The 25,901-nt window shown below is 67.6% G+C and carries 21 protein-coding genes and 1 tRNA gene; 10 read left to right on the top strand and 12 right to left on the bottom strand.

The window, feature by feature from the left end:
- Positions 1–171: 171 nt before the first annotated feature.
- From E3T42_RS11460 to E3T42_RS11470, 3 genes are all read right to left on the bottom strand, one after another.
- Positions 172–657, bottom strand: a complete 486-nt coding sequence (locus E3T42_RS11460) for a hypothetical protein (protein WP_134434413.1) — start codon at positions 655–657, stop codon at positions 172–174.
- Positions 654–1,148 carry a helix-turn-helix domain-containing protein gene (locus tag E3T42_RS11465; protein WP_134403040.1) on the bottom strand — a complete coding sequence of 165 codons (495 nt, stop codon included), beginning with the start codon at positions 1,146–1,148 and terminating at the stop codon, positions 654–656. The genes E3T42_RS11460 and E3T42_RS11465 overlap by 4 nt, the downstream gene beginning before the upstream one ends.
- 69 nt (positions 1,149–1,217) lie before the next feature.
- Positions 1,218–1,811: a helicase associated domain-containing protein gene (locus E3T42_RS11470; RefSeq protein ID WP_134403041.1), complete on the bottom strand. Its 594-nt coding sequence runs from the start codon at positions 1,809–1,811 to the stop codon at positions 1,218–1,220.
- A 329-nt stretch (positions 1,812–2,140) separates the two neighbouring features.
- Here E3T42_RS11470 and E3T42_RS11475 point away from each other — a divergent pair, with 329 nt between their 5' ends.
- The 5 genes from E3T42_RS11475 to E3T42_RS11495 all read left to right on the top strand — a co-directional run bounded on the left by E3T42_RS11475 (position 2,141) and on the right by E3T42_RS11495 (position 5,157).
- Positions 2,141–2,467, top strand: a complete 327-nt coding sequence (locus E3T42_RS11475; protein WP_134403042.1) for a hypothetical protein — start codon at positions 2,141–2,143, stop codon at positions 2,465–2,467.
- The gene (locus E3T42_RS11480; RefSeq protein WP_134403043.1) at positions 2,464–2,835 is read left to right on the top strand and encodes a hypothetical protein; all 372 of its coding nucleotides are present in this window, start codon (positions 2,464–2,466) and stop codon (positions 2,833–2,835) included. The genes E3T42_RS11475 and E3T42_RS11480 overlap by 4 nt, the downstream gene beginning before the upstream one ends.
- A gap of 140 nt (positions 2,836–2,975) precedes the next feature.
- Positions 2,976–3,791 carry a metallophosphoesterase gene (locus E3T42_RS11485; protein WP_166789172.1) on the top strand — a complete coding sequence of 272 codons (816 nt, stop codon included), beginning with the start codon at positions 2,976–2,978 and terminating at the stop codon, positions 3,789–3,791.
- Positions 3,772–4,116 carry a hypothetical protein gene (locus tag E3T42_RS11490; protein WP_134403045.1) on the top strand — a complete coding sequence of 115 codons (345 nt, stop codon included), beginning with the start codon at positions 3,772–3,774 and terminating at the stop codon, positions 4,114–4,116. Before E3T42_RS11485 ends, E3T42_RS11490 begins: the two co-directional genes overlap by 20 nt.
- A 129-nt stretch (positions 4,117–4,245) precedes the next feature.
- Positions 4,246–5,157 (top strand): hypothetical protein, encoded by a 912-nt coding sequence (locus E3T42_RS11495; RefSeq protein ID WP_134403046.1) that lies wholly within the window; start codon positions 4,246–4,248, stop codon positions 5,155–5,157.
- A 4-nt stretch (positions 5,158–5,161) separates the two neighbouring features.
- On the opposite strand, the gene E3T42_RS16770 is transcribed toward E3T42_RS11495, so the two are convergent.
- Positions 5,162–5,518: a hypothetical protein gene (locus E3T42_RS16770; protein WP_166787170.1), complete on the bottom strand. Its 357-nt coding sequence runs from the start codon at positions 5,516–5,518 to the stop codon at positions 5,162–5,164.
- 159 nt (positions 5,519–5,677) lie between these two features.
- Between E3T42_RS16770 and E3T42_RS16775 the strand changes: the two genes are divergently transcribed.
- Together E3T42_RS16775 and E3T42_RS11505 are read left to right on the top strand one after the other, a co-directional pair.
- Positions 5,678–6,604 (top strand): tyrosine-type recombinase/integrase, encoded by a 927-nt coding sequence (locus tag E3T42_RS16775; protein ID WP_166787169.1) that lies wholly within the window; start codon positions 5,678–5,680, stop codon positions 6,602–6,604.
- Positions 6,601–8,517, top strand: a complete 1,917-nt coding sequence (locus tag E3T42_RS11505; RefSeq protein ID WP_134403048.1) for a hypothetical protein — start codon at positions 6,601–6,603, stop codon at positions 8,515–8,517. The genes E3T42_RS16775 and E3T42_RS11505 overlap by 4 nt, the downstream gene beginning before the upstream one ends.
- 244 nt (positions 8,518–8,761) lie before the next feature.
- Here E3T42_RS11505 and E3T42_RS11510 read toward each other — a convergent pair.
- A tRNA-Ser gene (locus tag E3T42_RS11510) sits at positions 8,762–8,851 on the bottom strand.
- Between the two features lie 100 nt (positions 8,852–8,951).
- Here E3T42_RS11510 and E3T42_RS11515 point away from each other — a divergent pair.
- A complete protein-coding gene (locus E3T42_RS11515; protein WP_241976067.1) occupies positions 8,952–9,893 on the top strand; it encodes an SGNH/GDSL hydrolase family protein in 942 nt (313 codons plus the stop codon).
- Positions 9,894–9,903: 10 nt separating this feature from the next.
- The gene (gene radA, locus E3T42_RS11520; RefSeq protein WP_134403049.1) at positions 9,904–11,268 is read left to right on the top strand and encodes a DNA repair protein RadA; all 1,365 of its coding nucleotides are present in this window, start codon (positions 9,904–9,906) and stop codon (positions 11,266–11,268) included.
- Between the two features lie 50 nt (positions 11,269–11,318).
- Here the strand turns inward: radA and E3T42_RS11525 are convergent, their stop codons facing one another.
- The 7 genes from E3T42_RS11525 to E3T42_RS11555 form a co-directional block, all read right to left on the bottom strand.
- Positions 11,319–12,545: an HNH endonuclease signature motif containing protein gene (locus tag E3T42_RS11525; RefSeq protein WP_166805331.1), complete on the bottom strand. Its 1,227-nt coding sequence runs from the start codon at positions 12,543–12,545 to the stop codon at positions 11,319–11,321.
- Positions 12,546–12,785: 240 nt separating this feature from the next.
- Complete coding sequence (locus E3T42_RS11530) at positions 12,786–14,297, bottom strand: diguanylate cyclase (RefSeq protein ID WP_134403051.1); 1,512 nt, start codon at positions 14,295–14,297, stop codon at positions 12,786–12,788.
- Positions 14,298–14,493: 196 nt separating this feature from the next.
- Complete coding sequence (locus tag E3T42_RS11535; RefSeq protein WP_241976069.1) at positions 14,494–14,928, bottom strand: dehydrogenase; 435 nt, start codon at positions 14,926–14,928, stop codon at positions 14,494–14,496.
- 21 nt (positions 14,929–14,949) lie between these two features.
- Positions 14,950–15,582 carry a hypothetical protein gene (locus E3T42_RS11540; protein ID WP_134366829.1) on the bottom strand — a complete coding sequence of 211 codons (633 nt, stop codon included), beginning with the start codon at positions 15,580–15,582 and terminating at the stop codon, positions 14,950–14,952.
- Positions 15,583–15,703: 121 nt separating this feature from the next.
- The gene (locus E3T42_RS11545; RefSeq protein WP_241976071.1) at positions 15,704–20,398 is read right to left on the bottom strand and encodes an ExeM/NucH family extracellular endonuclease; all 4,695 of its coding nucleotides are present in this window, start codon (positions 20,396–20,398) and stop codon (positions 15,704–15,706) included.
- A gap of 261 nt (positions 20,399–20,659) precedes the next feature.
- Positions 20,660–21,166 (bottom strand): amino-acid N-acetyltransferase, encoded by a 507-nt coding sequence (locus E3T42_RS11550; protein WP_134366856.1) that lies wholly within the window; start codon positions 21,164–21,166, stop codon positions 20,660–20,662.
- Between the two features lie 227 nt (positions 21,167–21,393).
- Complete coding sequence (locus E3T42_RS11555; protein ID WP_134366831.1) at positions 21,394–23,919, bottom strand: ATP-dependent Clp protease ATP-binding subunit; 2,526 nt, start codon at positions 23,917–23,919, stop codon at positions 21,394–21,396.
- A gap of 749 nt (positions 23,920–24,668) precedes the next feature.
- On the opposite strand from E3T42_RS11555, the gene E3T42_RS11560 reads away from it, so the two are divergent.
- Entirely contained in the window at positions 24,669–25,892 is a 1,224-nt protein-coding gene (locus E3T42_RS11560; protein WP_134403053.1) for a hypothetical protein, read from the top strand.
- The last annotated feature ends 9 nt before the right edge of the window (positions 25,893–25,901 follow it).

The following is a 25,901-nucleotide window of genomic DNA, read 5'->3' on the forward strand; positions in this document are numbered from 1 at the left end:
CCTGTCATCACTGCGTTCGTCAAGGGGAACTCCTTCCCCGCCCTCTACAACACTATTCGGGACGATCCCGGTGCCTTGTCCAAGGTTGACAGAGAGGGCCGCAGATCACCTGGTCCGACCCCAGTCCGCTGCCTCGGCGAGGCTGTAGCGCCGGTCGGGACCGCCGTCCGACTACCGGTCCCACGTGGTCCGATCTTGTCGCGCCGCAGCAAGAACGGGTTCAAGTTCACCATTCCGCATCAACTCTGCGGCGGAGCGGCCCTCGAATCGCCGGACGACCGCGGTGAGCCAAAGGGCGTCGCCCCACGGATCATCCAGCCCCGGGTCCAAAACGGTCAACACCTCGCGCAGCCCCGCTAAGCGCTCTACTGAGGCGTTGAGCTGAAAGCTCGGGTAGAGGTCGGTGCCGTCGGCTGTTCGGGTGCGCAGGATCTCGCCGGCATTCGACGCCCGGTCCAACTCCTCCGTCGATATGGCGAGCAGGCGCATCAGGCTCGCGCCGTCGTAGAAGGGTCCCACGGTCGACTCCCACGTGGCTTGAGTGTGTGTTTTCGCGGCCGAAGAGCGACGTCCAAGCTTGGCGTTCTCGACGTCAGTGGCCTCGAGCGCGGAACGCGTGGGCTCATCCGCCCGGTGAGACGGGTCGCTGCCGGTCACCACAAGGCTTCCATGGTCAGCGTCGCGGTGGCCAGGACCGCCTCGGGCTCCCGCAGATGGTCGACCGGCCGATCTTCCTGAACGAAAGATGTGGTGGGGCCGAATATCCAGAGGGTCAGATCGTCGCTCGACCACCCGTTGGCGCGTGCCAGCTCGAGCAAGGGTGCGATCACGGGCAGGACCGTCTGGTGGTCGAATTGGAAGCCCGGGTACCGGTAGGTGTTCCCCCGGCGCACGCCGATGATCTTGCGAGCCTTCCGTTGCGCAGCCACCCAGCTCGGACCAGCGGGCGTGACTCCCAGCAGCTCGGCAACCTCACCGCTGGTCAGGAGACCAAACTCTTCCTCCAACCGCCGCCACACCTCTGCCGTTGCACGAACGGCCCGAGCGAGCTGCGGCGAAGGCGCCGCCGCTCCCGCCGAGCGAGTCTCGTCCGAACGGTGCTGTGACCCGCTCGTGGCGCGCCCGTCGCCGTCAAAGCCATTCGTCATGGTCTGATCCTGCACCGGGCCACCGTCGGCCGGTGGAGAGCAGTCCGAACTGTATTCCGGCACGGGAACTCAGTCCCGGCTGGACGGGGCGCCCCAGGTCCAGAAGTCCAGACCCGTCAGAGTCTCGACCCTGTCTGCGGACAGAGTGCCGCCCCGGTAGGCAAAGCGCATTTTCGCGGCCCACCCCGCGAGGGCCCGTTCGGACGGGTCTGTGCTGCGAAGTTTCGGTGCGCCCCCCTGTGTGGCGGTGAAGTCGGCATACGCGACGCGGGTCGCCTGCCAGACGTCCTCCAGCGGATGGAAACTGAACCCGGGGACGCAGAGCAGCCGGCGCGCCTGGTAGGTGCTGAGGCGCCCGGCGATGAATGCGCGGCGCTGCGCGCGGACACTGTTAGCGCGCTGTTTCTCCACGGCGGAGATCGCGCCCTCTGGGAGGCGGCGGTTTTCGCGGGGCATGCGGCCCTGACAGCGAACAAAGGCCTCCAGCGCGAACACGTTGCGGATCCAGTTGGCGACGTCTCGAGGGACGGTGTCGGGGATCTCGCCGGCGCTGTGGGATTCCATTTCACCGTTGTAGAAGGTCAGCGATCGTCTCTGGTCCTCAGTAAGGGTAGAGGGAGGCTGGTCGTGCAGCCGTGCGTATTCGGCGTGGAGCTGTTCCACGGGGCTCTGATTGGGCATGGTTTCCCTTTCCGACCCGCACGGCGTGCGGTGTCGGAGAGGTCATGCGCGGGACGAGTCTCGCGGTGTGCCGGAAGGTGTATTCCTGCACGGACCCGCACGATGGGAATCCCCGGCTAGCGTCCCTGTACCGACAGTTCACTCGAGCAGTCGAGTGACACGGGAGGTTCGCGAATGCCCCATCAAGGTGCGACTACTCAGGGCGTCGCGGGTCGGGATTGGGTGCACGGGCCCGTGGCGACGACGCCCACCGTCGACAGGTCAGGTCCTGTCCGCCCAGTCCGGCTGCGCAGCTGCACGGAGGTTGGCTCATGCTCTCGATGAGCACCCTGATGGACCAGGTCACCGGGCAGTTCAGGATCCGAACCCGGTCCGGCTCGACCTACTGGCTTGACCTCGACCGACACGAGATGTGCCGAATTCCCGCGGCGGATGATCCCGACCGGGTCCACAGTCTGCGCCGTGATCGTTCCACCGTCCGTTTGCTGAGGGTTGTGGAGTGCTCGGTCGGCCGTTCCATGCAGCTGCTCATTGACCTGGCCGTTCCGGGTGTGGATGCGACGACGCGCCGCAGCTCGCCGGTGACCGCGATCGAGCGCATAACCCCAGATCTCGACAGCGAACGGGGTGAAGCATGATCCGCAGACAAGCGCCGTCCGATGGGGTGCCCGGCTCGTCGGGCATCACCCGGCTGACCACAGAGCACGGCTCGGTCCTCCTCATCGACGGCGACCTGCGCGCCTACCGGCGGACCCCGGGCCCGGCGGCTCGCCAGCTTCCTGGCGACCACGAGTGGTTAAGCTTTTCCGGGATCGGTCCGGTCGAGATCGGCAGCCCCCTTGGAGTCGTGTCCGCCAGCCAGGTCACTGGCCGCTATGTCAGCGCCCCCATCGTGAGCATCGAGCTGGTGAAGCCGGCACGGGAACTCAGCGCCGCCGAGATCGAAACCGTGCACTTCGTCGGCGACTACATCAACTACCGCGTCATCCCGCAGTTCGAACCATGAACGCAGGCGAGGCGACCCCTCCGGATCGCGACCCCCGCAACGACCTGTCCCCACTCTTTCGGACGCACCGCCCGGCACCCAGCTCAGCGTATTCGCCGTACGCCGTGCAGACTCTGTCCACGGTGCGTCGGATCGGAGTCATGGGAGACCTGCATGGGGACATCGAGCACGCCCTTCAAGCGTTCAAGACATTGGCTGACCGCGGCGTGCACGTCATCGTGCAACTGGGCGATTGGGGCGTGCTGTGGCCTGGCCGGAATTGGCAGATCGACCTCAACAAGATCTCGCGCGCCCTGGCCCGGCATCAGATAGCCATGTATTTCCTAGACGGTAATCACGACTGGCACCCCAAGATCCTGAAGTATCCCGTCGATCCCGACGGCATCCGTTGGATCACGGCCAACATCGCCCACCTCCCCCGCGCGTATCGCACCCAGATCGGCGGACGTTTCACCCTCGCCACCCTCGGAGGAGCCAACAGCATAGACCGCGAACTCCGAAAAGAGGGCATTTCATGGTGGCCCGAGGAGCAGATCACTGAAGGCGACCTGCGGCGCCTGGGCACCGAACGCGCAGATGTCCTAGTCGGACATGAAGCGCCGCTGATGGACGAGCCCGATCTAGACAGACGCGCCCGGGACCTGGGCTTCTCGACGGACGACATCAGGTACGCAACGGAAAGTCGGGTGATGTTTCGCCGTGCCGTCCTGCAAACCCGCCCCCGACTGACCCTCGGAGGCCACTACCACCAATTCCACGACCAGGTGCTGACCGTGCCCGGGGCCGCCTACCCCACCCGCGTTGTCGTGCTCGACACGAACGGCAAGAACCGGGTGAACCTGACGATCCTGAATACCGCCACCCTCGGCCTGGAATTCCTCTACCGGAACGGCGCCCCCGTCGTACCGGACACCCACCAACCAGAAAGGACCGACGATGGACGACCCGGCAGTTGAACCAATCCGCGTGAGGGAACTCCGTGGAGATGAGGGCGGCGCGTGGCGCGTCGTAACGCGGGACAGCCGCCACTATTTTGACCTCGAGCTGGGCACCGTGACCCGGGTACGTGGGGCCGGCGCACCGCCGACGATTAATGACCGGACCCGTTCTCTACGGTCGATCGACACTCTCCGGGTCGGTGCCCGTGGCCGATGGACCATGTACACCGACGGCTGGGACGAGGACGTTGACTTTTTCTGGGCCCAGACCTCGCTCGTGGCCGCCATAGAAGCCATAAGCCGTGATGAGCTGCCGGGAGCCGACGGTGTCGTGCCTGATTGAGGCTGGACCCACGCGGGCTGATCTCGCGGCGTTCAAAGAGTCTCAAACCGCCGCCCAGAAGCGGCAGTCAGTCCCCGGCGGAGCACCGGGCGCGGTGCAGTGCTCCCGTCGTAAACAGGGGGATACCCGGTGAATCACGACGAGCCGACCTATCTGCCCCGGATGGATGCAGGGTATTGGAACCACATCGGGGATTTCGTGCGCGCCGCTGTCGTTGACGCTGCACCGGGGACGGTCTACTCCGAGAGGGAACTGTACGCTGCGGCGACCCCGCTGACCTTGTGGGCGTGGCAGACGGCAGCCATGCCCCTCGAACGCGACGTGATATTTGCCGTTCGCACGATCGAGCGGTTCATTGCCGTCGGCCTGACGCAATACGGGAGCAAGGCAAGCCGAAGCACCCTGCGCTCCCGGCTCCTCCGGATCTCGGAGGCGCTGCTCGACGCGGCGGCACCGCCGGTCTTGCGGCCGCTAGGCGGATCGGATCCGTCGGCGCCGTACACCGCCCGGGAGGTGGTGACCCTGAAGAGTTGGGCAACCGCCCAGACCACTGCCGAAAGGAGGTCGAACGCGGAGGCGCTACTCGCCCTCGGACTCGGCGCCGGCCTGGCAGGACGAGAGATCGTCAACCTCACGATCGGAGACATCAGAGCCGACGACGACGGCGTACTCATCACGGTGCGTGGCGAGCGAGCCCGGGTGGTTCCCGTGCTGCGTGAATGGGAACGGGCCCTCGTTGAACGAGTAGGCGCATGTCAGGACGAGGCGTGGGCGTTCCGCGAGCAGCACGCCGGTGGCAACCGGAATCTGATCACGGACTTCGTCTCACGGGCGGAAGGCAAGATCCAGTTGCAGGCCCGGAGGATGCACGCGACCTGGATCGTGCAGCATCTGGAAGCCGGCACCCCGCTCGTGCCATTGATAATTGCTGCCGGGCTGCAATCGCCCGAAGCGTTGGACCGATTCCTCCGGTTCGCTCGGGAACCCGACCTCCGGTGGTGCCGGAACGCGCTGCGAGATGCGGTCGCCGCGCCGCGCTGAACCGTCAGCGCTGGGCCGGGCCCTCCCCGGCGGCAGCGCGCCGTTCCCTCAGCTTGAGGTTACGTTCCGCATTGACCATGTCCTCGACCCTCATGATCACGTCACCTCGAAGTATCCTTCCCAGGCGCGTTTCGTCGAGTCCGTTCTTTCTGGCATAGGACGCTATGGTCGCACCATCCGCCGCAAGGGCGGCACGGACCTGCTGGGCATGCGCGTGCTGAAGTTTGGCGGCCCCCAGCTGATCAAGCGCACTCTCCGACATCCCATGAGGGCTGTCCCAGGACACGGGACGGGCTGTACCGAAGTTCGTCGTCGGCTCGCAGGAAGCTCGCGGGCGAAAACGCGGATCGGTCACGGTCATTTATGCTACCTGGTTCGGTACCCTAAAAGGGCATGCATCGGCGAGATGGCCGGGATTCTCCGCATGTCCAACCTGTATGAGCATCCCCCAGAGCACTTTCCCCGTCACCCGACCATCCGGCGGTCTCCCGTCCGTCGCTCAGCCCTGCGGCGGCCGGGCATGAGCGCCGTCAGCCCGCCCGCAGTGCAGCGCGTCATCGACAACTACGTGGCCAAGATCCCTGCAGCGCACTGGACTGAAATCGAAACCTTCGTTCGCGCCAGCGTGACCAGCCTCGGGCTCCAAACTCGTGGTGTTGCACGGAACTATCTTGCAGCGACCGCGAAGTTTGCCCACTGGCTGTGGCAGACAGCGGCAGCGAACCTGGATCCCGCAGCCGCCTTCCGGCCCGCGCTCATTCGCCGATTCGTGCACGAGGTCATGCCTGCCCGTGCCGAGACCTACCAGCAGCAGACCGCGCAACGTCTCAATACCCTCGTCGCGCACTTCACCGCCGCCACGCCCGACCGTCAGACCCGGAAGAACCCGGCCTCGGCTCACCCCTACGCCAGCCGGGATCTCATCACCTTCCGAAGTTCAGCCGCGCGACGCACGAACGTGGAGCGACGAATGAACGCACACGTCCTCCTCGCGCTCGGCGCCGGAGCCGGCATGCGTGCCGAAGAGATCGCCCTCGCACGCATCAGCGACGTCACCACCGACGGCGACGAACTTCTGGTCAGCGTGCGCGGCAACCACCCTCGCACGGTCCCGCTCCGCGTCGAGTGGCGACGCGCCCTCGCGACGGGCATCAATGGCCGCGAGCCCGGCGAGTGGCTGTTCGCCGGGTACCGTCTGCCTGAATACCCGGCTCGGGTGATCCACCAGTTCGGCATCGATGCTCCAGATGAACCCACTCCATCAGCGACCAGGCTCCGCGCCACCTGGATTGTGCGGCACCTCAACGCCGGCCTCAGACTCGACATCCTGCTGGAGCTAGCCGGACTAGCGACCCCAACCTCGCTCGCGCCCTACGTGCAGGCCATGACTCCATATGACATGGTCGACGTCCGCCACCTGATCTCCGGAGCGGAGCCGACCCGATGAGCGGCATCACCGACGGCACCCTCGAGGTGCAGGACGAGGTGCAGGAGAGCACCGCGTTCGAGCACCTCCTCGACGACGCCGTTGGCACCACCTCGGGCCGGACATCCAAGTTCGACATCGACGACGTACGCCGAGCTGCCACGATGGTCGACGGGTCCAGGATGCTGGAACAACTCGCCGCGTGGCGTCACGAAGCCCGCCAAGGCACGCACCCCGGCGGCCGCCCCCCGAAGATTGATGACCGCGTCATCCTCATCGTCCTGCTTCTCCTCGCACGCGAGCACACCCCGCTTTGGGCCACGGAGATGGGAGCCGTCCTGCATCGTCGCCTCACCAAGGAGGCGCGTGTCTTCCTTGGTCTCCCCGCCAACTTATCCGGGACGGCGAGAGGACGCGCTGAGGCGAGGCGCTGGTACAACGCCGCATGGAATTCCTTCCACCGCATGAAAGCCCTCATGGACCCTTACCCCGACACCCCGCTCTACAGACTCACCAACCGAGCTCAGCGTGACCGAATCGTCGAGCTGCGCGATCCGGAGGTCGTCGCGCAGGGGCGGGAACGGCTCAACTGGTTTTCCGACTCGCTCCTGGAAATGACGTTTCGGCTCCTACCACGCGAGGTTCGGAGGAAGATCAATCAGCACACCACTGTCGGTATTGACCAGACTCCCATGGTCGCGGCCAGCCCGCGGGGGCGTTCCCCTGTCGACAAGAAGACCGGTCTGGAGCTGAGGGTCAACCCAAAAACCGGTAAGAACTACTCGGACAAGCTCGTCCTCGAACACGACTCCGGCTGGTACCCGATTAACGCGGAAAGACGCGAGGAGTCAGGTCCGGAAAGCAAAGCAGACAAGGACTTCGTGTGGGGTCGGGCTGGCAGCATCGCCGTTCTGGTACCGAATCGCCCCGTCGACCATGCTGAATTCCCCAACATCGCCCTCGGGTTCTCAATGAGTCTGCCGGGCACTCAGCACGTCGCCAGTGAAACCGTGCGGGTCCTCCAGTCCATTGCTGACCGCGGCCACACTCCCGGAACGGTCGTCGCCGACCGCCTCTACTTCGCGACCCTTACACCCGAAGTCCTGCACATCCCAGTGAAGGAAATGGGGTGGGCTGTCATCACCGACTACAAGAAGACCGGGTTGGGAATCAAGGGAGGCAAAGCCGGTGCCAAACAGGTCGAAGGCCGCCACTACTGCGCTGGGACCCCAAAGGATCTCCTCAACGCCTCGGTCGATGCAGAAGCCCACACGATTGACGAGGACACCTACCGGAAACGGCTCGAAGAACGGACGGCCTTCGAGCTTCGCCCCAAGGAGAAGCCCGACGCACGGGGGCACACACCGATGATGTGCCCCGCCGTCGGTCCGAACTCGACCTTGGAATGCCCCCTGCGCGAACTCCACCGCAACGCGACCGATAAGATCCGCACCGCCGTACTTACGGGCAATGTTCCAGAGGCCCCCGACTCAATCTGCACGCAGAGCTCGGTGGAGTTTGGGCCCGAAGACGGCATCCGCGACGCTCAGCTCTTCCGTTACCAGTCGAAGGAATGGAGCGACGCGTACCGCATCGGCCGCAACACCGACGAGAGCTACCACGCTTACGTGAAAGACGTCGGACACGAAGCAGCTGACACTCCAGCACGCCGCCGAATCCGCGGATTCGCCGCACACCAGATAATGGCGACCATGCTGCTCGTGTCGGCCAACATCAGGAAGATCGTTACCTTCCTTACTGACCGCGAAACCCAAACGTCCAAGAGCACCACGACCGGTCAGAACTTGGGGCCCCTGCGAAAGACGCGCCGCCGTGACCGCGAAGGCCTATCCAACTACAAAGCGAAGTGGCCGCTCAAGGTGCTCCCCGGCGCCCCGGAAGGCGCGGAACTCGACCCGCCGCTCCGAACTTAACCGCGCACCCACCAGCTGAATCAACACGCCACCGCACGACCAGGACAATTCGCAGCGCCGAAAAACGGCCGCTCGGGCGTCCCTGGCCGTGCATTGTCATTTAATCCGCACCTACCAGCCCGCATGAGCGGGAAACCACGCGCTACGCACGCCGGAAACGACAAATGGCCTCCGAAATCTCGGAGGCCATTCGTTTTGGGACGAGTTCTTGGAACAGAATCAACCAGTTCTAAGAACAACCCCGTGGCGGTACCGGTGGGATTTGAACCCACGGTGGAGTCTCCCCCACACAACTTTTCGAGAGTTGCACCTTCGGCCGCTCGGACACGGTACCGAGGGAAAGTGTAGTTGAGAAGCGGGTGCCGGCGCCAATCGCGATCCGGGCATCCGTGTCTGAACGGCGCGCACCCAGCCGGCCGCTGTAATCTCGCGAGGTGATATCAGCGAACAACCGGCTCCGTTCCCTTGCCCTGACGGTCGGCGCCGTGTCGACGGCCGCCGGCATCGGCGTGGCCGTCGTGGCCAACCACCGGGCCTTCCAGCAGCGCGTCTCCGCGAGCGCTGTCATCCTAAACGAGACCCTGCCGGTGCACTCGCTGTGGTGGCGCACCCGGGCGAAGGACAAGGGCGAGCTCCTCTACGCCGTCATCGGTGACAGCGCCGCCCAGGGGATCGGCGCGAGCTCCCCGCACCGCGGCTACGTCGGCATCCTGGCCGACCAGATCGCGCTGACGACCGCCCGCACCGTGCGGGTGGTCAACCTGAGCGTCTCGGGCGCGACGGTCGGACTGGCCGTGCGCGACCAGCTGCCAAAGTTTGTGAAGCTCACCCCCGACATCGTGACGGTCGCCATCGGCGCCAACGACATAGCCCTCTGGGACGCGGTGGCGTTCGAGGCAGGCATCCGCACGGTCTTCGCGGCACTCCCCCCGCATGCGCTGGTCGCCAGCCTGCCCTGCTTCCACCTGCCCCGCAACGAACGGATGGTCGCAGTCGCCAACCGCATCATCGCCGAGGTGGCCGCGGAGCACCGGCTCACCGTGGTGCCGCTGCACGCGACCACCAAGCGGCTCGGGCTGCGCAGCGTCGCCACGCACGTCGCGGGCGACCTGTTCCACCCCAACAACCGTGGCTACCGGGCCTGGGCCGACGCGTTCCTGCCGGCGCTGGAAGCGAGCCTCACCCGGCGGTTCCCTCCCCTCGAAGCGGAGTCCGCACCGGCGGGCGCGGCGACCTCGGCACCGGCGCCCGCGGCGGCACCCACCACGGCAACGGACCCCGCGGAGGCACCACTCACGGCAACGCCGACCGGGTCCGCAGCCGAAACGACGGCCGCAACAACCCCCAACACAAGCGGTGTCGGCGGCCCCAGCTAGGCTCGCAGGCATGGCCAGACCCGTTTCCAACTTCCGTTGCACCGAATGTGGCTGGACCACCCTGAAATGGGCGGGCCGCTGCGGCGAATGCCAGCAATGGGGCACCGTCGTCGACATGACCGAGAAGGCGAGCCTGGCCCGCGCACTTAAGCCGGCCAGCGTCAGCGGCGACGGCATCGCCCGGCCGATCACCCACGTCGACACCAACGCGGTCTCGCACTGGCCGACCGGCATCGATGAGTTCGACCGGGTGCTGGGCGGCGGCATCGTGCCGGGATCCGTCATCCTGCTCAGCGGCGAGCCCGGGGTCGGCAAGTCCACCCTGCTGCTCGAGGTCGCGTCGAAGGCCGCGGCCGCGAAGTCCCGCGTGCTCTACGTCAGCGCCGAGGAGTCGGTCAGCCAGGTGCGCCTCCGCGCCGAGCGCACCGGGGCGCTGCAGCCCGAACTGTTCATCGCCGCCGAGACCGACCTGGCCACCATCCTCGGCCAGATCGACGCGGTCAAACCCAACCTCGTCATCATCGACTCCGTGCAGACCGTGGCCAGTTCGCTCTCCGACGGCCTCGCCGGCATGCCCAGCCAGGTGCGGGCAGTGGCCTCCACCCTGATTCGGGTCGCCAAAGACCGCGATCTGCCCATCCTGCTGGTCGGACACGTCACAAAAGACGGCACGATCGCCGGCCCCCGCCTGCTCGAGCACCTCGTCGACGTGGTGTGCCAGTTCGAGGGCGACCGGCAGACGGCGCTGCGTTTCGTGCGCGCGCTGAAGAACCGGTTCGGTTCCACCGACGAGGTGGGCTGTTTCGAGATGACCGGCGACGGCATCGCCGAGGTACCCGACCCGAGCGGACTCTTTCTCAGCCGCGGCAACTCGGCCGTCTCGGGTACCTGCGTCACCGTGGCGCTCGAGGGCCGGCGGGCGATGCCGGTCGAGATCCAGGCCCTGGTCATCAAGACCCAGGCCCCCAACCCCCGTCGCGTCACCAACGGCGTGGACTCCTCCCGGGTGGCGATGCTCCTCGCCGTGTTGGAACGGCGGGCGAACCTGACCGGCCTGGGCGGGATGGATGTCTACGTCTCGACCGTGGGCGGCATCCGTCTCACTGAGCCGGCCGCTGACCTCGCCATCGCCCTCGCCATCGCGTCGGCGTTCCGGGACCGGCCGATCGCGCAGAACACGGTCGCATTCGGCGAGATCAGCCTGGCCGGCGAGGTGCGGCCGGTGTCGGCGTCCAAGCTTCGCACGGCCGAAGCGGGCCGCCTCGGCTTCACCACCCGCATCGACGCCGAGGCCGGGTCGATCGGTACCGCGGTCGCCGCGGCGATCGCGACCGGCGTCTCTGCCCGCGAGGCGGAACTGGACCGCTCCTTCTAGGGCCTCGGCTCGCTGAAGCCTCGGATCGCTCAGGCCTCAGATCGAATCTCTCAGAAGGGTGCGGGGTCGCCGGGCGGTTCGGGTGATCCCAATGAATTCGGCGCCACAGGGTGCCCAGGCGTCACAGCTTGCACAGGCGTCACAGCTTGCACAGGCATCACAGGTGCCGCCGCACGGATGACCGTGGCCGGCTCGGTCACAAATGCTCGCCCGCTCGGTGACCTCCACTCCAGAACGCCATTTTCGAGGTGTTTCACGCTCCACCCGGTCTCGCTCTTCAGCGCATGGCACGGCGGACACAGGTGCGCGAGGTTGTCCTCGGCGGTCAAACCGTTGAACTGCCAATCCAACGAATGGTCGATGCCCGAATGGGCCGTCGAACGGTTGCAGCCCGGGAACCGGCACGTCTCGTCCCTCACCCGCAGATACTTTTTGAGGTCCTTGGGCACCTTGTACCGGTCTCGACCGACCGAGAGCACCACCCCGGTCTCCGGGTGCACCAGAAGCCGGGTGAAGCTCGGTGCGCCGGCGGCGATTCGCCGCGCGGTGTCGGCGTCGATCGGGCCGTACCCCTCCAGGTGGGCGGGTTCGTCAGTGAGACCCATCAGGCTGAACACCGGGACCGTGATGTTCACCGAGCCCCGAATGCCCTTGCCGAGTCCCGACGGCGTGACCCCGTCGAGGATGAGATCTTCGAACACGTCCGCCTTCAACTGGGTCAGGGTTCGTTCCTCCTCGGCGCACTGCAGGCTCAGGGCCATCAGCGTCACCCGTTCGTAAGCCGCCTGCGCCTTCTCCGCACTGGCGTAGAAGGTGAGGGATGCCATGCCGTCCTGTTCGGGCTCGAAGAACACGGCCCGGTCAAGCACGGACTTCTGGTACCGGGCCTTGATCGTCTCCGGATGCCACCGCTCTCGCAGAATCCGGGCGTTGTACTTCAGCTTCGACGCGGTGAGAGTGCCTGCCGACTTCAACACCGCGGCTTCGAATTTCGCCCGCCCTTCTGCGGGGACCGACCACGCCTGGTTGACCACCACCTGCGCGTGCCGGTAGCTGATCTCTCCCGACGCCAGCGCAGCCCGGGTCGCGGGGAGATCCACGGCCAGGGCCCGGCTCTCCGCGACCAGGTTCTCCGCCGTGCGCTGCGGCACCCGGATCGTGCAGGCCAGCTCGCTCGAGAACTCCCGCTCGGCGACCTCCCGTGCGTCCCAGCGGGCCCCCGGCCCCCGGCCCCCGGGCCGCGGTGCGGGCGATGGCCTGCCCGAATCGGCGGGCATCCTCGACCCGTTCCGCCCGCCGGGCGAAGGCCGCGGCGAGGTCCCGCTCGGCCTCGGCGATGGCATCGAAATGCCGGCCCATGGCCTCACGCTCTTCAATGAATGACGGCTTCATGAGGGACAGATTACGGGCACCCACCGACACTCCCCCGGCATCCGTGCACACGGTGGAAAACCCGATCAAGGCCACATTGTGGAGGGATCGGACAGGGTCCAAACTAGGGTGGGGACGCGGCCGCGCTAAGCGTGCACGACCTGGTTTCGGCCGGCCTGCTTGGCTACGTAGAGGCGGGTGTCCGCGGCCCGCAGCAGGTCCGAGGTGTGTTCGCCGTCGAGCGGCGCCACCGCCACGCCGATGCTCGCCGTCACGGGCAGGTTCTCGGTGATCGGCCACCAGTCGAAGTCGGCGATGGTTCGCCCGAGCTCGTCGAAGACGGCGCGGGCCTGGTTCGCATCCGTTTCCGGCAGGATCAGCAGGAATTCCTCGCCACCCAGCCGCGCGGCGATCCCGCCCGGCACGGCCCATACGGCGTCGATCAGGATGCGCCCGATCGCGCGCAGCACCTCGTCGCCGATCTCGTGGGAGAACGTGTCGTTGATGCGTTTGAAGTGGTCCAGGTCGAGCATCGCGACCGCCAGTTCCGGTCCGCCCTCCCGCAGCCTCATCAGGGCCAGATCGAGGTGCTCGTCGACGAACCGCCGGTTGTGCAGCCCGGTCAGCGGGTCCCGTTCGGCCAGCTCGCGATACCGGTCGCTCTCCCGACGGGACTCCGCGGTCTGAAACATGGCATCGAGGATGCGTCCCCGCGCCTCGTTCTCGCTCGCGCCGAGGGCCTCGAACTGCTCGTGGTAGTGGCGGTAGGCCTCGAACGCGAAGCGGTAGTCGTCGTTCGCGGCATGAGTCTCGGCCTGCTCGCGGGTCGTTTCCGTCAGCCAGCGATTGAGACCGTTGCGCTGGGCGATGTCACGGCAGCGGTCGATCACGAGCTGCGCCTTCTCGAGCCGCCCGTCCAGGCGGTACAGCTGGGCCAGGGCGACCAGGGCGGCCGCGGAGCTGTCCGGGTGCGCGTCGCTGATGGCAGGGTCCATGGCCGTCAGCAGCATCTGCTCCGCCTCGTCGATGCGACCCACCGTCAGGTAGATCCGCGCGATCGTGTCCCGGGCGGACATCCCGATCTGGCGGTCGCTGAGCTCCGACAGACCGACCAGGCGGTCGACCGCGGCGAGGGCCTCGACCTGGTTGTGTGCCAGGTGCTCCGTGAAGGCCAGGTTGTTGAGGATGATGTAACGGATGTTGGTTTCCGGGTCATCGATCACCAGCCGCAGCGCATCGTCATACCGCCTCCGCGCCTCGTCGAGAGAACCTGCCGAGCCGAGGGCATCCGCGAGGCACTTACGGGCGGCGGCCCGCATCAGCGGAGTCTCGGACTCGTCGAGCAGATCGTTCGCTGTGACGGCATGCTCCAGCGCGAGGGCGCGATCGCCGACCATCTCGAAGACCGAGCCCAGAACGTCGTGGCACCGGGACTGCAGCGCGACCTCGCCGTGCTGTTCCGCCCAGCCCAGGATCTGCTGCACATCGGTGGCGATCTGGCCCGGGTCGGTGCGATGGATGCGCACGGCGGCGATCAGCACAATCAGGCGGCGCGACGTGGCCCCCGAGTCTGCCTCGCCGAGTTCCGCGAGCCACTCCTCGGCGGCTTGGAGCGCCACGTCCCGGTCGATCCAGAACTCTCGTTCAATGCGCGCCAAGCGTGCGGTGTCCCGACCACGCACAGTCCCCACCACCACGTCCTGCTCCCTGACAGATGCAGAAAGCAGACCGTGAAAAGTCCGTCGGATGCTCCGCTGGTGAGAGCGGGCCGAACACTGTCGCGCTCAGCCTAGCGTGGGCCGCCTGCTCGGCCGGGTGTTTGCGAACCCCCAGCCTGAGGGGAGAAGAGGCGAGTTACTCGCCGTCGCCATCGCTGTCGCTGTGAGCGGGTTCGTCTTCGCCCGGGAGCGGACCCAGAGCCCGCAACAGGTCGGCCGGGGCAGCCTGCATCACGTGCGGGCCGGCGATGTCGAAGAACACCATCTCCAGCACCTGCTTGTGCACGGTGAGGAACTCCCGCAGCCACTGGCCGTCGGCGACCATCACCTGCGGGTCGACCTCGTCCGGCACCATGCGGGCATAGTTCTCGGCGGAGGAGAAGAGCAGCAGCATGCGCCGGTCGGTGCCCTCGCGCCCGAACACGCGCACCTGCTCCGCCTGGCCGTTGACGACCAGCTGGGGCACGATCATCACGTCGTTGCGCAGGGCGTAGGCCACGGCGACCACGTCCTGCTCGGCCAGAGCAGTGGCAAGGGCGAGGGAATGGGTCGGTGGAGTCGCGTCAGTCACGGCATCCATTCAACCAGTTGATCAGGACAGGAAGAACTGCTTCGGCGTGGCCGACTCGATCCCGTCGACGGAGACGCTTAGGTTGTACGCCGCTCCCCCGGCCGGCGCGGCGTCGCGGGTGGCCTCGTCGCAGGTGTCCGGGCTCGACCGCACCCGCTCCCACTCGATGGCGGCCGACGAGCTCACCGGCTGGCCGGGCTTGAGGGTCACCTCGGCGTCGGCCGGGTCGGTGAGGCAGTCGGTGGACGTCCAGTAGACGTCCGCGCCGCTGGAGATCGTGAAGACCTGCTTCGACGTTCCCACGTTGATCACGCAGGGCTCGGTGCCGGTGTTCGTCAGGCTGAGCGAGAGTGCCGGCTGCTGTCCGGGCTCGTAGCTGACCGCGTCGGTGATGGCCTCCACCTGCACCCTCGCCGGGTTGCAGGCGGATGCCCCGGCGGCCGGGTCGGACGCCGCGGCGGCCGGCGCATCCGTCGTTGCGGCGCTGGCCGCCGATTTCGGGGCGGTGCCCTGCTCGTCTGGGCCCGCACCGGGCCGCACGATGATCAGGAAGATAATGACAAGCACGAAGAGCAGGCCCACACCCACGATGAGGCGACGGCGCCAGTACACCTTGCTGGACTGGGGCCCGACCGGATGTTTGATCGTCGACATGACCCAAGGCTAACGAGGTATACCGGCGCCGCCGGGGAATGCTCAGCGTGTCGAGCGGGAATATAGGAAGAGGCGCGGCCGAGCCCGGAGAGGCTCGGCCGCGCCCGCGCACGTCCTATGGTCAGCGAGGGGCCTTGACCTTCGCAACCGTGATCTCGGTCCACCCGAGCACGGCACCGGTCGCGTCCTGCACGACGAGCTGGTACTTGCCTGCACGGATGTCGGCCGGCAGTGTCGTGCTGACCTCACCCTTCGCGTTCACCAGAAGCCAGCCGCCCAGGTTCTTGACCGGCTTGGACTGCAGCGACACCGAGACGAACTCGCCCGCGTGCGCCGCTCCGACGTCGACCGTGACCGTGGCGCCCGCGGCGTAGGCGGCCGCGTACGTGTCGACCTTGTCCTTGAGTGCCTTGGTCAGGGCCTTCGGGCTGGCGGCGGTCGGATCGGTCGCCGGCGGCACCGGCACGTTCACGGTGATCGGCACCCGCACGATCGTGCCGGACTCCGTGGCCGTGAGAACGAGCTCGCTGTTCGCCGCGGCATCCTGCGGCACCGTGACGGTGACCGCGGCCTTGCCGGAGGCGTCGACGGCTGCCGTGCCCGGGCCGGCACTGCTGCCGGACCAGAGCAGCGTCAGCGCCGTGTTCTTCGGGGCGCCGAGCGAGCTCAGGTTCAGGTCGCCCACGGTGAACGTGACCGAGGCGCCGCGCTCGACGGCCCCGCTCGGAACGCCCGTGACGCTGGCCTGGCGGGCGGCGAACGACGGTGCCACTGGACTCTTGGCCGTGAGGTAGGAGATCCAGGCGTCCCGGTCGACCAGACCGGAGTCGCGCGTGCCCGTTCCATTCTTGAACTCCCGGAAGTTGTCGCCGCCGGTGAGCAGGAAGTTGAACGAGCCGACCCGGTAGGAGCGCGCCAGGTCGATGGCCGAACCGTCGATCCAGATGCCCGTGATGCGGTCGCCCTCAGCCCGGGTGGCGTCGAACGTGTAGTTCACGTTGTCGGAAAGCCCCAGCTGCAGGTACGGGCGGCTCGGGATGTTGCCGGCCGCGTCACGCTGCCACTGCTGTTCCAGAACGGTCTTGAACTGATCCCCGGTGAGGCTGGTCGTCCACAGGTTGTTCAGGAACGGCAGCACCGCGTTGGCCTCGGCGTAGGTGACGACACCGTCCGGCGAGTACAGCAGTTCGGCGCGCATGCCGCCCGGGTTGACCACGCCGATTTCGGCGCCGCCCTTGGCCGGGTCGGCCAGCGATTCGCGCAGGGAGTTCGCCACCAGCGTGCCCATGGCAGACGGTGCGGCCCGGTTCTCGGCGCACGGTGAGGTGCCGCCGAGGCAGGCGCGGGTGATGTCGGCGGTGACCGAGCCGATCGGCTGGTTGCCGATGACGGCCGCCTGGGCGAGCGCGGCATCCGTGATCGTCTTCACCGCGGCGACCCGCGGGTATGCGGCGACCAGGGTGGCGTCGGCCGTGACCGAACGCTTGACGTTCTGGTTCTTCACGGTCGTGGTGTCACCGGACGCAACGTCGTAGTTGAGCACGACCTGGCCGATGTTCTCGCCGTAGCTTCCGGTCTGGAGCACCGGGCGGGTGACCCCGGCGGCCGCACCGGGGAGCTGGGCGTTCCACGCGTACTGCTTGTGCGTGTGGCCGGTGAAGATCGCGTCGACCTCGGCGGAGGTCTGCGTGACGATCCGGGCGAACGCGCTGTCGGTGAGGGCGAGCTCCTGCTCGAGGGAAGCGCCGTCCGGCGTTCCGGCGCTGGCCCCCTCGTGGTAATCGGCGATCAGCACATCGGCTTCGCCGTTGGCGGGGTTGCCGTCGGTGAGCTGGGCCGAGACCCGGTTGACCGCGGCGACCGGGTCACCGAAGCTCAGGCTGGCGATGCCGTTCGGCGAGACCAGCGCCGAGGTCTCCTCGGTGACCGCGCCGATCACGCCGACCGTGACGCCGTTGACGACGTAGGTGGCGTACTCCTGCATGGCCGGGGTTTCGGTGCCGAGCTGGTAGACGTTCGCGCCCAGGTAATCGAAGTCGGCGGCGTCGGCGACGCGGCCGGTCAGGTCGGAGAAGCCCTGGTCGAACTCGTGGTTGCCCACGGCCGAAGCCTTCAGGTCGAGGGCGTTCAGCACGTCGATGGTGGGTTTGTCACCCTGCGAGGCGGAGGCGAACAGGGAGGCGCCGATGTTGTCACCGTCGGAGAGGAACAGGGTGGACGCGTCCCCGTATTCCGCGCGGAGCTGCTCGACCGTTCCAGCGAACTTGACCGTGTTGGCGTCGATGCGGCCGTGGAAGTCGTTGATGTTGAGCAGGTTGATGTCGACGTCGGTGGGGCTGGCGAGGTTCAACCCGACGACGGCCGGGTCGTGGTCGGACGAGCGGAACGCGTCGGCCAGGTAGAAGTCGGTGACGTTGTTGTTGTACCGGCTGTACTCCAGGGCGACCGACTCGACCGAGTTGATGTTCCAGACGTCCACATCGGTGACCGCGGCATCCGCCTCGGGCGACGCGAACACGTGGTCGAGCGAGCCGACCATGCCGCCGAACGCGTAGGTGTACTCGCCGCTCTTGGCTTCCTCGCTGAGGTAGCCGGCGTCGGTGATGACCTTGATCGGGTCTTCCTGGTCGTAGGCGTTGAAGTCACCGGTGAGGAAGACGCGCGCGATGCCGGTGCTGGTCTTCAGCGAGTCGGCGAACCCGACGAGCGCCGTCGCCTGGTTCACACGGGACAGGTTCGAGGCGCCCTGGCCGTCGCCCGTGTCGGCGTTGGCGCCGGTTCCGGACCCCTTCGACTTGAAGTGGTTGACGATCGCGAGGAAGCGGCTGCCGGTGTCGCCGACCAGCTGGAAGGCCTGGGCGAGCGGCTGGCGGGCGTTGACGAAGGCGGCGTGGTCGAAGATGGTCGACCCGCCGACAGTCTCGACGGCGGCGGTCTTGTAGATGAACGCGGTGCGGATGACGTCTTCGCTGACCGGGAGGGCGGCCGGTGAGGGCACGAAGGCCCAGACCGGGCTGCCCGCGGCGGTGTTCAGCGCGGCGACGAGGTTGGCGAGGGCGGAGTCGCGGTCCTTGCCGAAGCGGGCCGAGTTCTCGATCTCCTCGAGCGTGACGACCTGGGCGTCGAGCGCGTTGATCGCGGAGACGACCTTCGCCTGCTGGCGCTCGAAGCTGACCTGGGTGGCCGCGCCGCGGGCGTCGCAGCCGCTGTTGACCGTGATCGGCGTGCCGGCCCGGTCGGTGTAGTAGGTGCAGCCGGTGATGGAGTCACCGGTGGTGGCGAAGTAGTTGAGCACGTTGAAGGTGGCCAGACGGATGTCGCCGCCCACCGGTCTGGGCGCTGCTGTGCGGGTGTTGGCGAAGGTCGCGGGCTGCACGGCGGCGGCGGTCGCGGGCACCAGCTCGGCGGTCGGCTGGAACTTCCAGTTGCTGTTGCGGAAGTCGAAGATGACCGGCTTCGTGAACGTGACGGCCGCACCGATGCGCACGGGGTTCGCGGTGGACAGATACGGAACAGGGAGGCCCTTGTTCGTGGCGCTGCCGAGGTAATTGGTCGTGGCGCCGTCGTCGAGGGTGACCGCGCGCGCCTTGTTGGCGGCGACGGCCGCGGTGTACGCGTCCGTTCCCGGGCGGGCGGTGACGGTCGGGCCGACGAGCGGGGTGCTCCCGGCGGCGAGGCCGATCTCGCCGTACTGGTTGGTCGAGTAGTTGTTCGTGACGGTGAACGCGCCGGCGGGGGCCAGGAGCATGCCCTCGAGGGACTCGCGCGCGGCATCCGTGGCCGGAAGGCCGACCGTGGCGGGTGCCGGGGCGACGATTCCGGCCTTGTCCAGGGCGGTGACGTCGCTGAGCGCGCCGACGGTGAGCTGCGTGAGTCCGAAGAACTCGGACGCGGTGCCGGTCACCGAGACGTAGTCGCCGGCCGTGACGGGGGCGACGAGCGCGTTCGTGTAGACGAAGATTCCGTCCGAGGCGGTGTGTGTGGTCAGATCGACCGCGCCGCCGGTGCCGGGGGTCTGCAGGTAGAAGCCCCTGAAGCCGCCGGCCGGGTAGGTGGCGGTCACCACGCCGGTCGTGGTGACGAGCTTGCCGGTCTGGGCGCCGGCATCCGTGCTGCCCTGGATCTCATTGATCGGGAGCGCGGCGGCGGGCGCCGGCGGGGTGGTCGGCGCCGGGGTCGGAGTGGGCGTGGTGGTGGCCGCGGTCTCGCCGGCGGCGTTGGTCGGGGTGGGGGCCGCGAGCGTGAAGTCGCCCGAGTTGACGTCGGTGTCGAGGCCCGTCGCGCGGCTGAGCGCGGTGGTGACGGATGCCGCGGGCGCCGCCGTGGTCTCGAACGTGAGCGACGAGCCGTACCCGATCAGGTCGATGACGCCGGGTGCGTTCAGCAGGGATCCCGTGGGGGGAGCGGTCAGCGCCGTGGTCTGGTTGGCGAGGAAGAGGGTTCCGCCGCCGCCAGCGAAGGAGGAAGAGAGAGAAGCGTTCGGAGTAGGGAGGGGGGCGCCGTTGGCGGCGTTCGAGTTTCCCTGCACGAGGTAGTAGCCCCTGGCCGGGATGGACCCGGTCAGCGGGAGCACGGCGGTCGGGTTCGCGGTGCCGGTGGCCGAGCGGTACTGCAGCGAGGTGCCGTCGAGGGTGACGAGGGCATCCGTCGGGTTGTAGAGCTCGACGAACTTGTTCAGGTAGGTGGCGCCGGCGCTGCCGCCGTTCAGGTAGGCCTCGTTGATCACGACCCCGGTGCCACCGACGTCTGCGACGGCCGGCAGCGCCACGAGCGGGCTCGCGACCAGGCCGAGGCCGAGGAGAGAGGCGAAAGTCAACTTCCAACTGCTGTGTGCTGCAGGCGACATGGGTTCCCTAAGTAGGCGACGACATTGATCGCAATGCTACGGAGGCAGGGCCCTGCTTGAGCGTCCTGCAAAATAACAAAAGGTGAATTCAGGCGTTCTGCTCGAATGAGCAGAAGAATGCGAAAATACCCCCACATGAGCGCCGCCCGAAGGGGTACTGTGCGCTCTTCACTCTGCTCTTCACTGTGCTGGCAGGCCGGCACGAGCCGGTCCGGTCCACCCGGCTCCGGGTCAGACGAGCCGCTTGACCATCCGGGTATTGCCGAGTGTGTTCGGCTTCACGCGGGCCAGGTCGAGGAACTCGGCGACGCCCTCGTCGTGCGAGCGCACCAGTTCGGCGTAGACCCGCGGATCCACCGTTTCGGAGCCCATGTCGCTGAAGCCGTGCCGGGCGAAGAACGGCACCTCGAAGGTCAGGCAGAACAGGCGGCTGAGTCCGAGCTCGCGGGCATCCGCTTCGAGCCGGTCCATCAGTGCGTGGCCGACGCCGCGGCCCAGCCAGTCGGCGGTCACGGCGAGAGTGCGCACCTCGCCGAGGTCTTCCCACATCACGTGCAGGGCGCCGCAGCCGATCAGGTTGCCGTCGGCATCTTCGACCACCCGGAATTCCTGCACGGCCTCGTAGAAGACGACGCTTTCCTTGCCGAGCAGGATGCGCTCCTGCACCAGCGGCGCGACGATGGCCTGGATGCGGGGCACGTCGGTGGTGCGTGCCCGGCGAACCGAATACTCCTGCATCTGTCGCCGACCGGCCTTTCCTGCTGATTCATCCCGCACCATCAATCTCCCAGTCTAGGAACCAATTCGACGGAGATTTTGCCGGATATGCCCATTTCCGGCCCAAAACAGGGTTGTAGAAGCAAAATCTCCGTCGAATTGGTGAGGGACGGAACGTGGAAAGGGGCGGGCGAGAACGCAGAAGGGCCCGGCGGATGCTCCGCCGGGCCCTTCTGAACGGGGTTGCGCTAGTCGCTGGTCACCGCGAGGTCGGGCGAGCCCGGCCCCGTGCCGATCGCGGCCGTCGTGTTGACCCCGACCCCGACCGCTGAGGCGCGAACGGTCGTGGTGAAGACGTACTCCCCGCCCACGTAGTCCACGTGCACGTGGTCGCCGGCGTTGAGCTCGCCCTGCAGGATCTTCTCTGACAGGCGGTCCTCCACCTCGCGCTGGATCGCGCGGCGCAGCGGCCGGGCACCCAGTGCGGGGTCGAAGCCGACCTCGATCAGGTGTTCCTTCACCGCGAGGGTCAGGTCCACCGTCATGTCGCGGTCGAGCAGACGCTCGCCCAGCCGCTTGATGAACAGGTCCACGATCTGCAGCAGTTCCGGCTTGGTCAGCTGCGGGAAGACGATGACCTCGTCCACGCGGTTGAGGAACTCGGGCTTGAAGTGCTTCTTCAGCTCTTCCTTGACCTTGCCGCTCATCCGGTCGTAGCTGGTGGCCGTGTCGCCCTCGAGCTGGAAACCGACGGGCGCGCCGCTGATGTCCTTGGTGCCGAGGTTCGTGGTCATGATGATCACGGTGTTCTTGAAGTCGATGACGCGACCCTGGCCATCCGTCAACCGGCCCTCTTCCAGAATCTGGAGGAGGGAGTTGAAGATGTCGGGGTGGGCCTTCTCGATCTCGTCGAACAGCACCACGGAGAACGGCTTGCGGCGCACCTTCTCGGTGAGCTGGCCGCCCTCTTCGAAGCCGACGAACCCGGGAGGGGCGCCGAACAGTCGGGACACGGTGTGCTTCTCGCCGTACTCACTCATGTCGAGCGAGATCATGGCGGCCTCGTCGTCGAAGAGGAACTCGGCGAGCGCCTTAGCCAGCTCGGTCTTGCCGACGCCGGTGGGGCCGGCGAAGATGAACGAACCGCTCGGGCGCTTCGGGTCCTTCAGGCCGGCACGGGTGCGGCGGATGGTCTTGGCGAGCGCCGAGATGGCCTCCTCCTGACCGATGACGCGCTGGTGCAGGGCCTTCTCCATGAAGACGAGCCGCGAGGACTCCTCTTCGGTGAGCTTGAAGACGGGGATGCCGGTCGCCTGGGCCAGGACCTCGGCGATCAGTCCTTCGTCGACGACGGCGGTGGTCTTGACGTCGCCCGACTTCCACTTCTTCTCGAGGCGCAGCCGCTCGCCGAGGAGGTTCTTCTCCTCGTCGCGCAGGCCGGCGGCCTTCTCGAAGTCCTGCTCCTCGATCGCGGTCTCCTTGGCGGCGCGCACCACGGCGATCTTCTCGTCGAATTCGCGCAGCTCGGGCGGGCTCGACAGGATCGACAGGCGCAGGCGGGCGCCGGCCTCGTCAATCAGGTCGATGGCCTTGTCCGGCAGGAACCGGTCGGACACGTAGCGGTCGGCGAGGTTCGCCGCGGCCACGAGGGCGCCGTCGGTGATGGACACCTTGTGGTGCGCCTCGTACCGGTCGCGCAGCCCCTTGAGGATGTTGATCGTGTGGGGCAGAGACGGCTCGGCGACCTGGATCGGCTGGAAGCGGCGCTCGAGCGCGGCATCCTTCTCAAAGTGCTTGCGGTACTCGTCGATCGTGGTGGCACCGATGGTCTGCAGCTCGCCGCGGGCGAGGAGAGGCTTCAGGATGCTGGCCGCGTCGATCGCGCCCTCGGCGGCACCGGCACCGACGAGGGTGTGGATCTCGTCGATGAAGATGATGATGTCGCCGCGGGTGCGGATCTCCTTGGTGACCTTCTTCAGGCGTTCCTCGAAGTCACCGCGGTAGCGGCTGCCGGCGATGAGCGAGCCGAGGTCGAGCGAGTAGAGCTGCTTGTCCTTCAGCGTCTCGGGCACATCGCCCTTGACAATGGCCTGGGCGAGGCCCTCGACGACGGCCGTCTTGCCGACGCCGGGCTCACCGATCAGAACCGGGTTGTTCTTGGACCTGCGGGACAGGATCTGCATGACCCGTTCGATCTCTTTCTCGCGCCCGATGACCGGGTCGAGTTTGTTGTCGCGGGCGGCCTGCGTCAGGTTCCGGCCGAACTGGTCGAGAATCTGGCTGCCCGCCGGACCGCTCGCCTGCTCGTTCGCGCCGACCTGCACCTGCTCCTTGCCCTGGTATCCAGACAGGAGCTGGATGACCTGCTGGCGCACCCGGTTGAGGTCGGCGCCGAGCTTAACGAGCACCTGGGCGGCAACGCCTTCACCCTCGCGGATGAGGCCGAGCAGAATGTGCTCGGTACCGATGTAGTTGTGGCCGAGCTGCAGCGCCTCGCGCAGACTCAATTCGAGCACCTTCTTAGCGCGCGGCGTGAACGGGATGTGCCCGGTCGGCTGCTGCTGGCCCTGGCCGATGATGTCCTGCACCTGCTCGCGCACGGCGTCGAGGGATATGCCCAAGCTCTCGAGGGCCTTGGCGGCGACACCCTCGCCTTCGTGGATCAGGCCGAGCAGGATGTGCTCGGTACCGATGTAGTTGTGGTTGAGCATCTTGGCCTCTTCCTGGGCCAAAACGACGACGCGACGAGCTCGGTCGGTAAATCTCTCAAACATGTGATCGCTCCCTTGGCGCCAGGGCAGTTGTGGCGCCGATACATCGAGAGTAACGAGGGAACCCTGAAATGCATGCCTCTGTTCGCCGCAGGCGTGACGGATGTCGCCGCGCACCCGCCGAGGCACCCGCCGCCGCGCCCGCCGCCGCGGCCCCGAGGCACCCGCCGAGACATGGCCGAGAGATCGCCGAGTTCGACCGTTGCGGCCGAGTTCGCCAGGCATGCCGGGCGAACTCGACCGGAAGTGGCGAGCTCGGCGGTGCGCGGGTACGGGGGGCGGCATGGGCAGGGGTGCGGCGTGGGCAGGGGGCGGGCGACATGGGCAGGCGTGACGGATGTCGCCGCGCACCCGCCGAGGCACCCGCCGTCGCGGCTCATAGGCACCCGCCGTCGCGGCTCATAGGTACCCGCCGCCGCGGCCGGCCGCGCGCTCCTTACGCATCGACCGGCGAGCGCAATAATGACTCCGAACGGTGGCGGGGAACGCGCCCCGGGGGGCCGTGACAATCGCAGGCGAGAGGCGGAGGCAGTGGACCGGACCGGAAGTCCCGAAGCGGAAAGCACGGCTGCGGCGGAAAGCACGGAAGCGGCGCTGGCCCGGCTGTCATCCGAGAATGCGCGGCTGCGAGAGCACCTCGACGCCGCAGAGGCCGCCGCGGCGGCCGGCGCAGAGACCGTTCCCCTTCCCGGCCTCGCCGCCCCCCCCGCACTCCTCCCCCTTCCCGCCACCGATGGCGCGCGTTCCTGGCGGTGCTGCTGGTCACCGTCGGCGTTCTGCTGGCGCCGGTCGCCGTGGTGGCCCACTGGACCCGCAACGTGGTGACTGACACCAACACGTTCGTGGCCACCGTTGCGCCGCTGGCCGACGATCCCGCATTCCAGGCCTACCTGGTCGATGAGATCGTCACCGTCGTCGACGAGAAGGTCGATATCCAGGGGGTGACGAAAGACCTCTTCGACGGGCTCTCGAGCCTCAACCTGCCGCCCCGGGCGCAGGACGCCCTCGCCCTGCTGGAGGCGCCGGCCGTGCGCGGAGTGGAATCCCTCATCCGTTCCGGCGCCGAGCGGGTCGTCACCTCGGATGCGTTCGCGCAGGTCTGGGAGGAAGCCCTGCGGCTCAGCCACACCCAGATCGTCGCGGCGCTGGAGGGCGAGACCTCCTCCGCGCTCGTGATCAGCGGCACCGGCGAGGTCGGGATCCAGCTCGGGCCGATCATCGCCGAGGTGAAGAAGCAGCTTGTGGCGCAGGGCTTCGGCCTGGCCGCGAACATCCCGGAGGTCGATCGCACGATCCCGATCGCGCAGGCGGATGCCCTCGTGCAGGCCCGAACCGCGTACCAGCTCCTCGACGTTCTCGGCGCCGTGCTGCCCTGGGTGAGCCTGCTGTTGATCGCCGCCGGCGTGCTCGTGGCCAGGCGCAAGTCGCGCGCCCTGATCTGGGCGGGCGTGACTCTCGGTCTCTCGATGGCTCTGCTGGCCGCGGGGATCTCCGTCGGCCGCATCCTCTTCGTCAACGCTATATCGCCCGCCGATCTGCCGGCCGACCTCGCCGGCACCGTCTATGACGCGCTCGTGCCGCTCGTGCCGCTCGTGTACGCCACCGCGCTGTCGGTGGGCCTGGCCGCGGTGACCGTCGCCGTGGTCGCGTACCTGGCCGGCCCGTTCCGCGGGGCGATCGCCGTTCGTCGCCTGACCCGCGACGGGGCCCGAAGCCTGCGCGGCTCCGCCGCGCGGAGCGGCGTGACCACCGGGCGGGCTGGCGTCTGGCTCTACCGGGCCCGGCGCTACATCCGGGCAGCGGTCGGCGTGGCGGCCGCCGCGGTCGCGATCTTCTGGCGACCGCTCACCCCGGCCGTGATCATCTGGACCGCGTGCTCGCCCTTCTGGTGGTGCTGCTGCTCGAGCTGCTGCAGCGCCCGCCGGACGAGGTGCCGCCCCTCACTCCCGACGCGCCGACGGAACCGACCGACCTGACCGAGACGG

Origin of the sequence: Cryobacterium sp. TMT4-10, assembly GCF_004403275.1 — a bacterium.
GTDB lineage: Bacteria > Actinomycetota > Actinomycetes > Actinomycetales > Microbacteriaceae > Cryobacterium > Cryobacterium shii.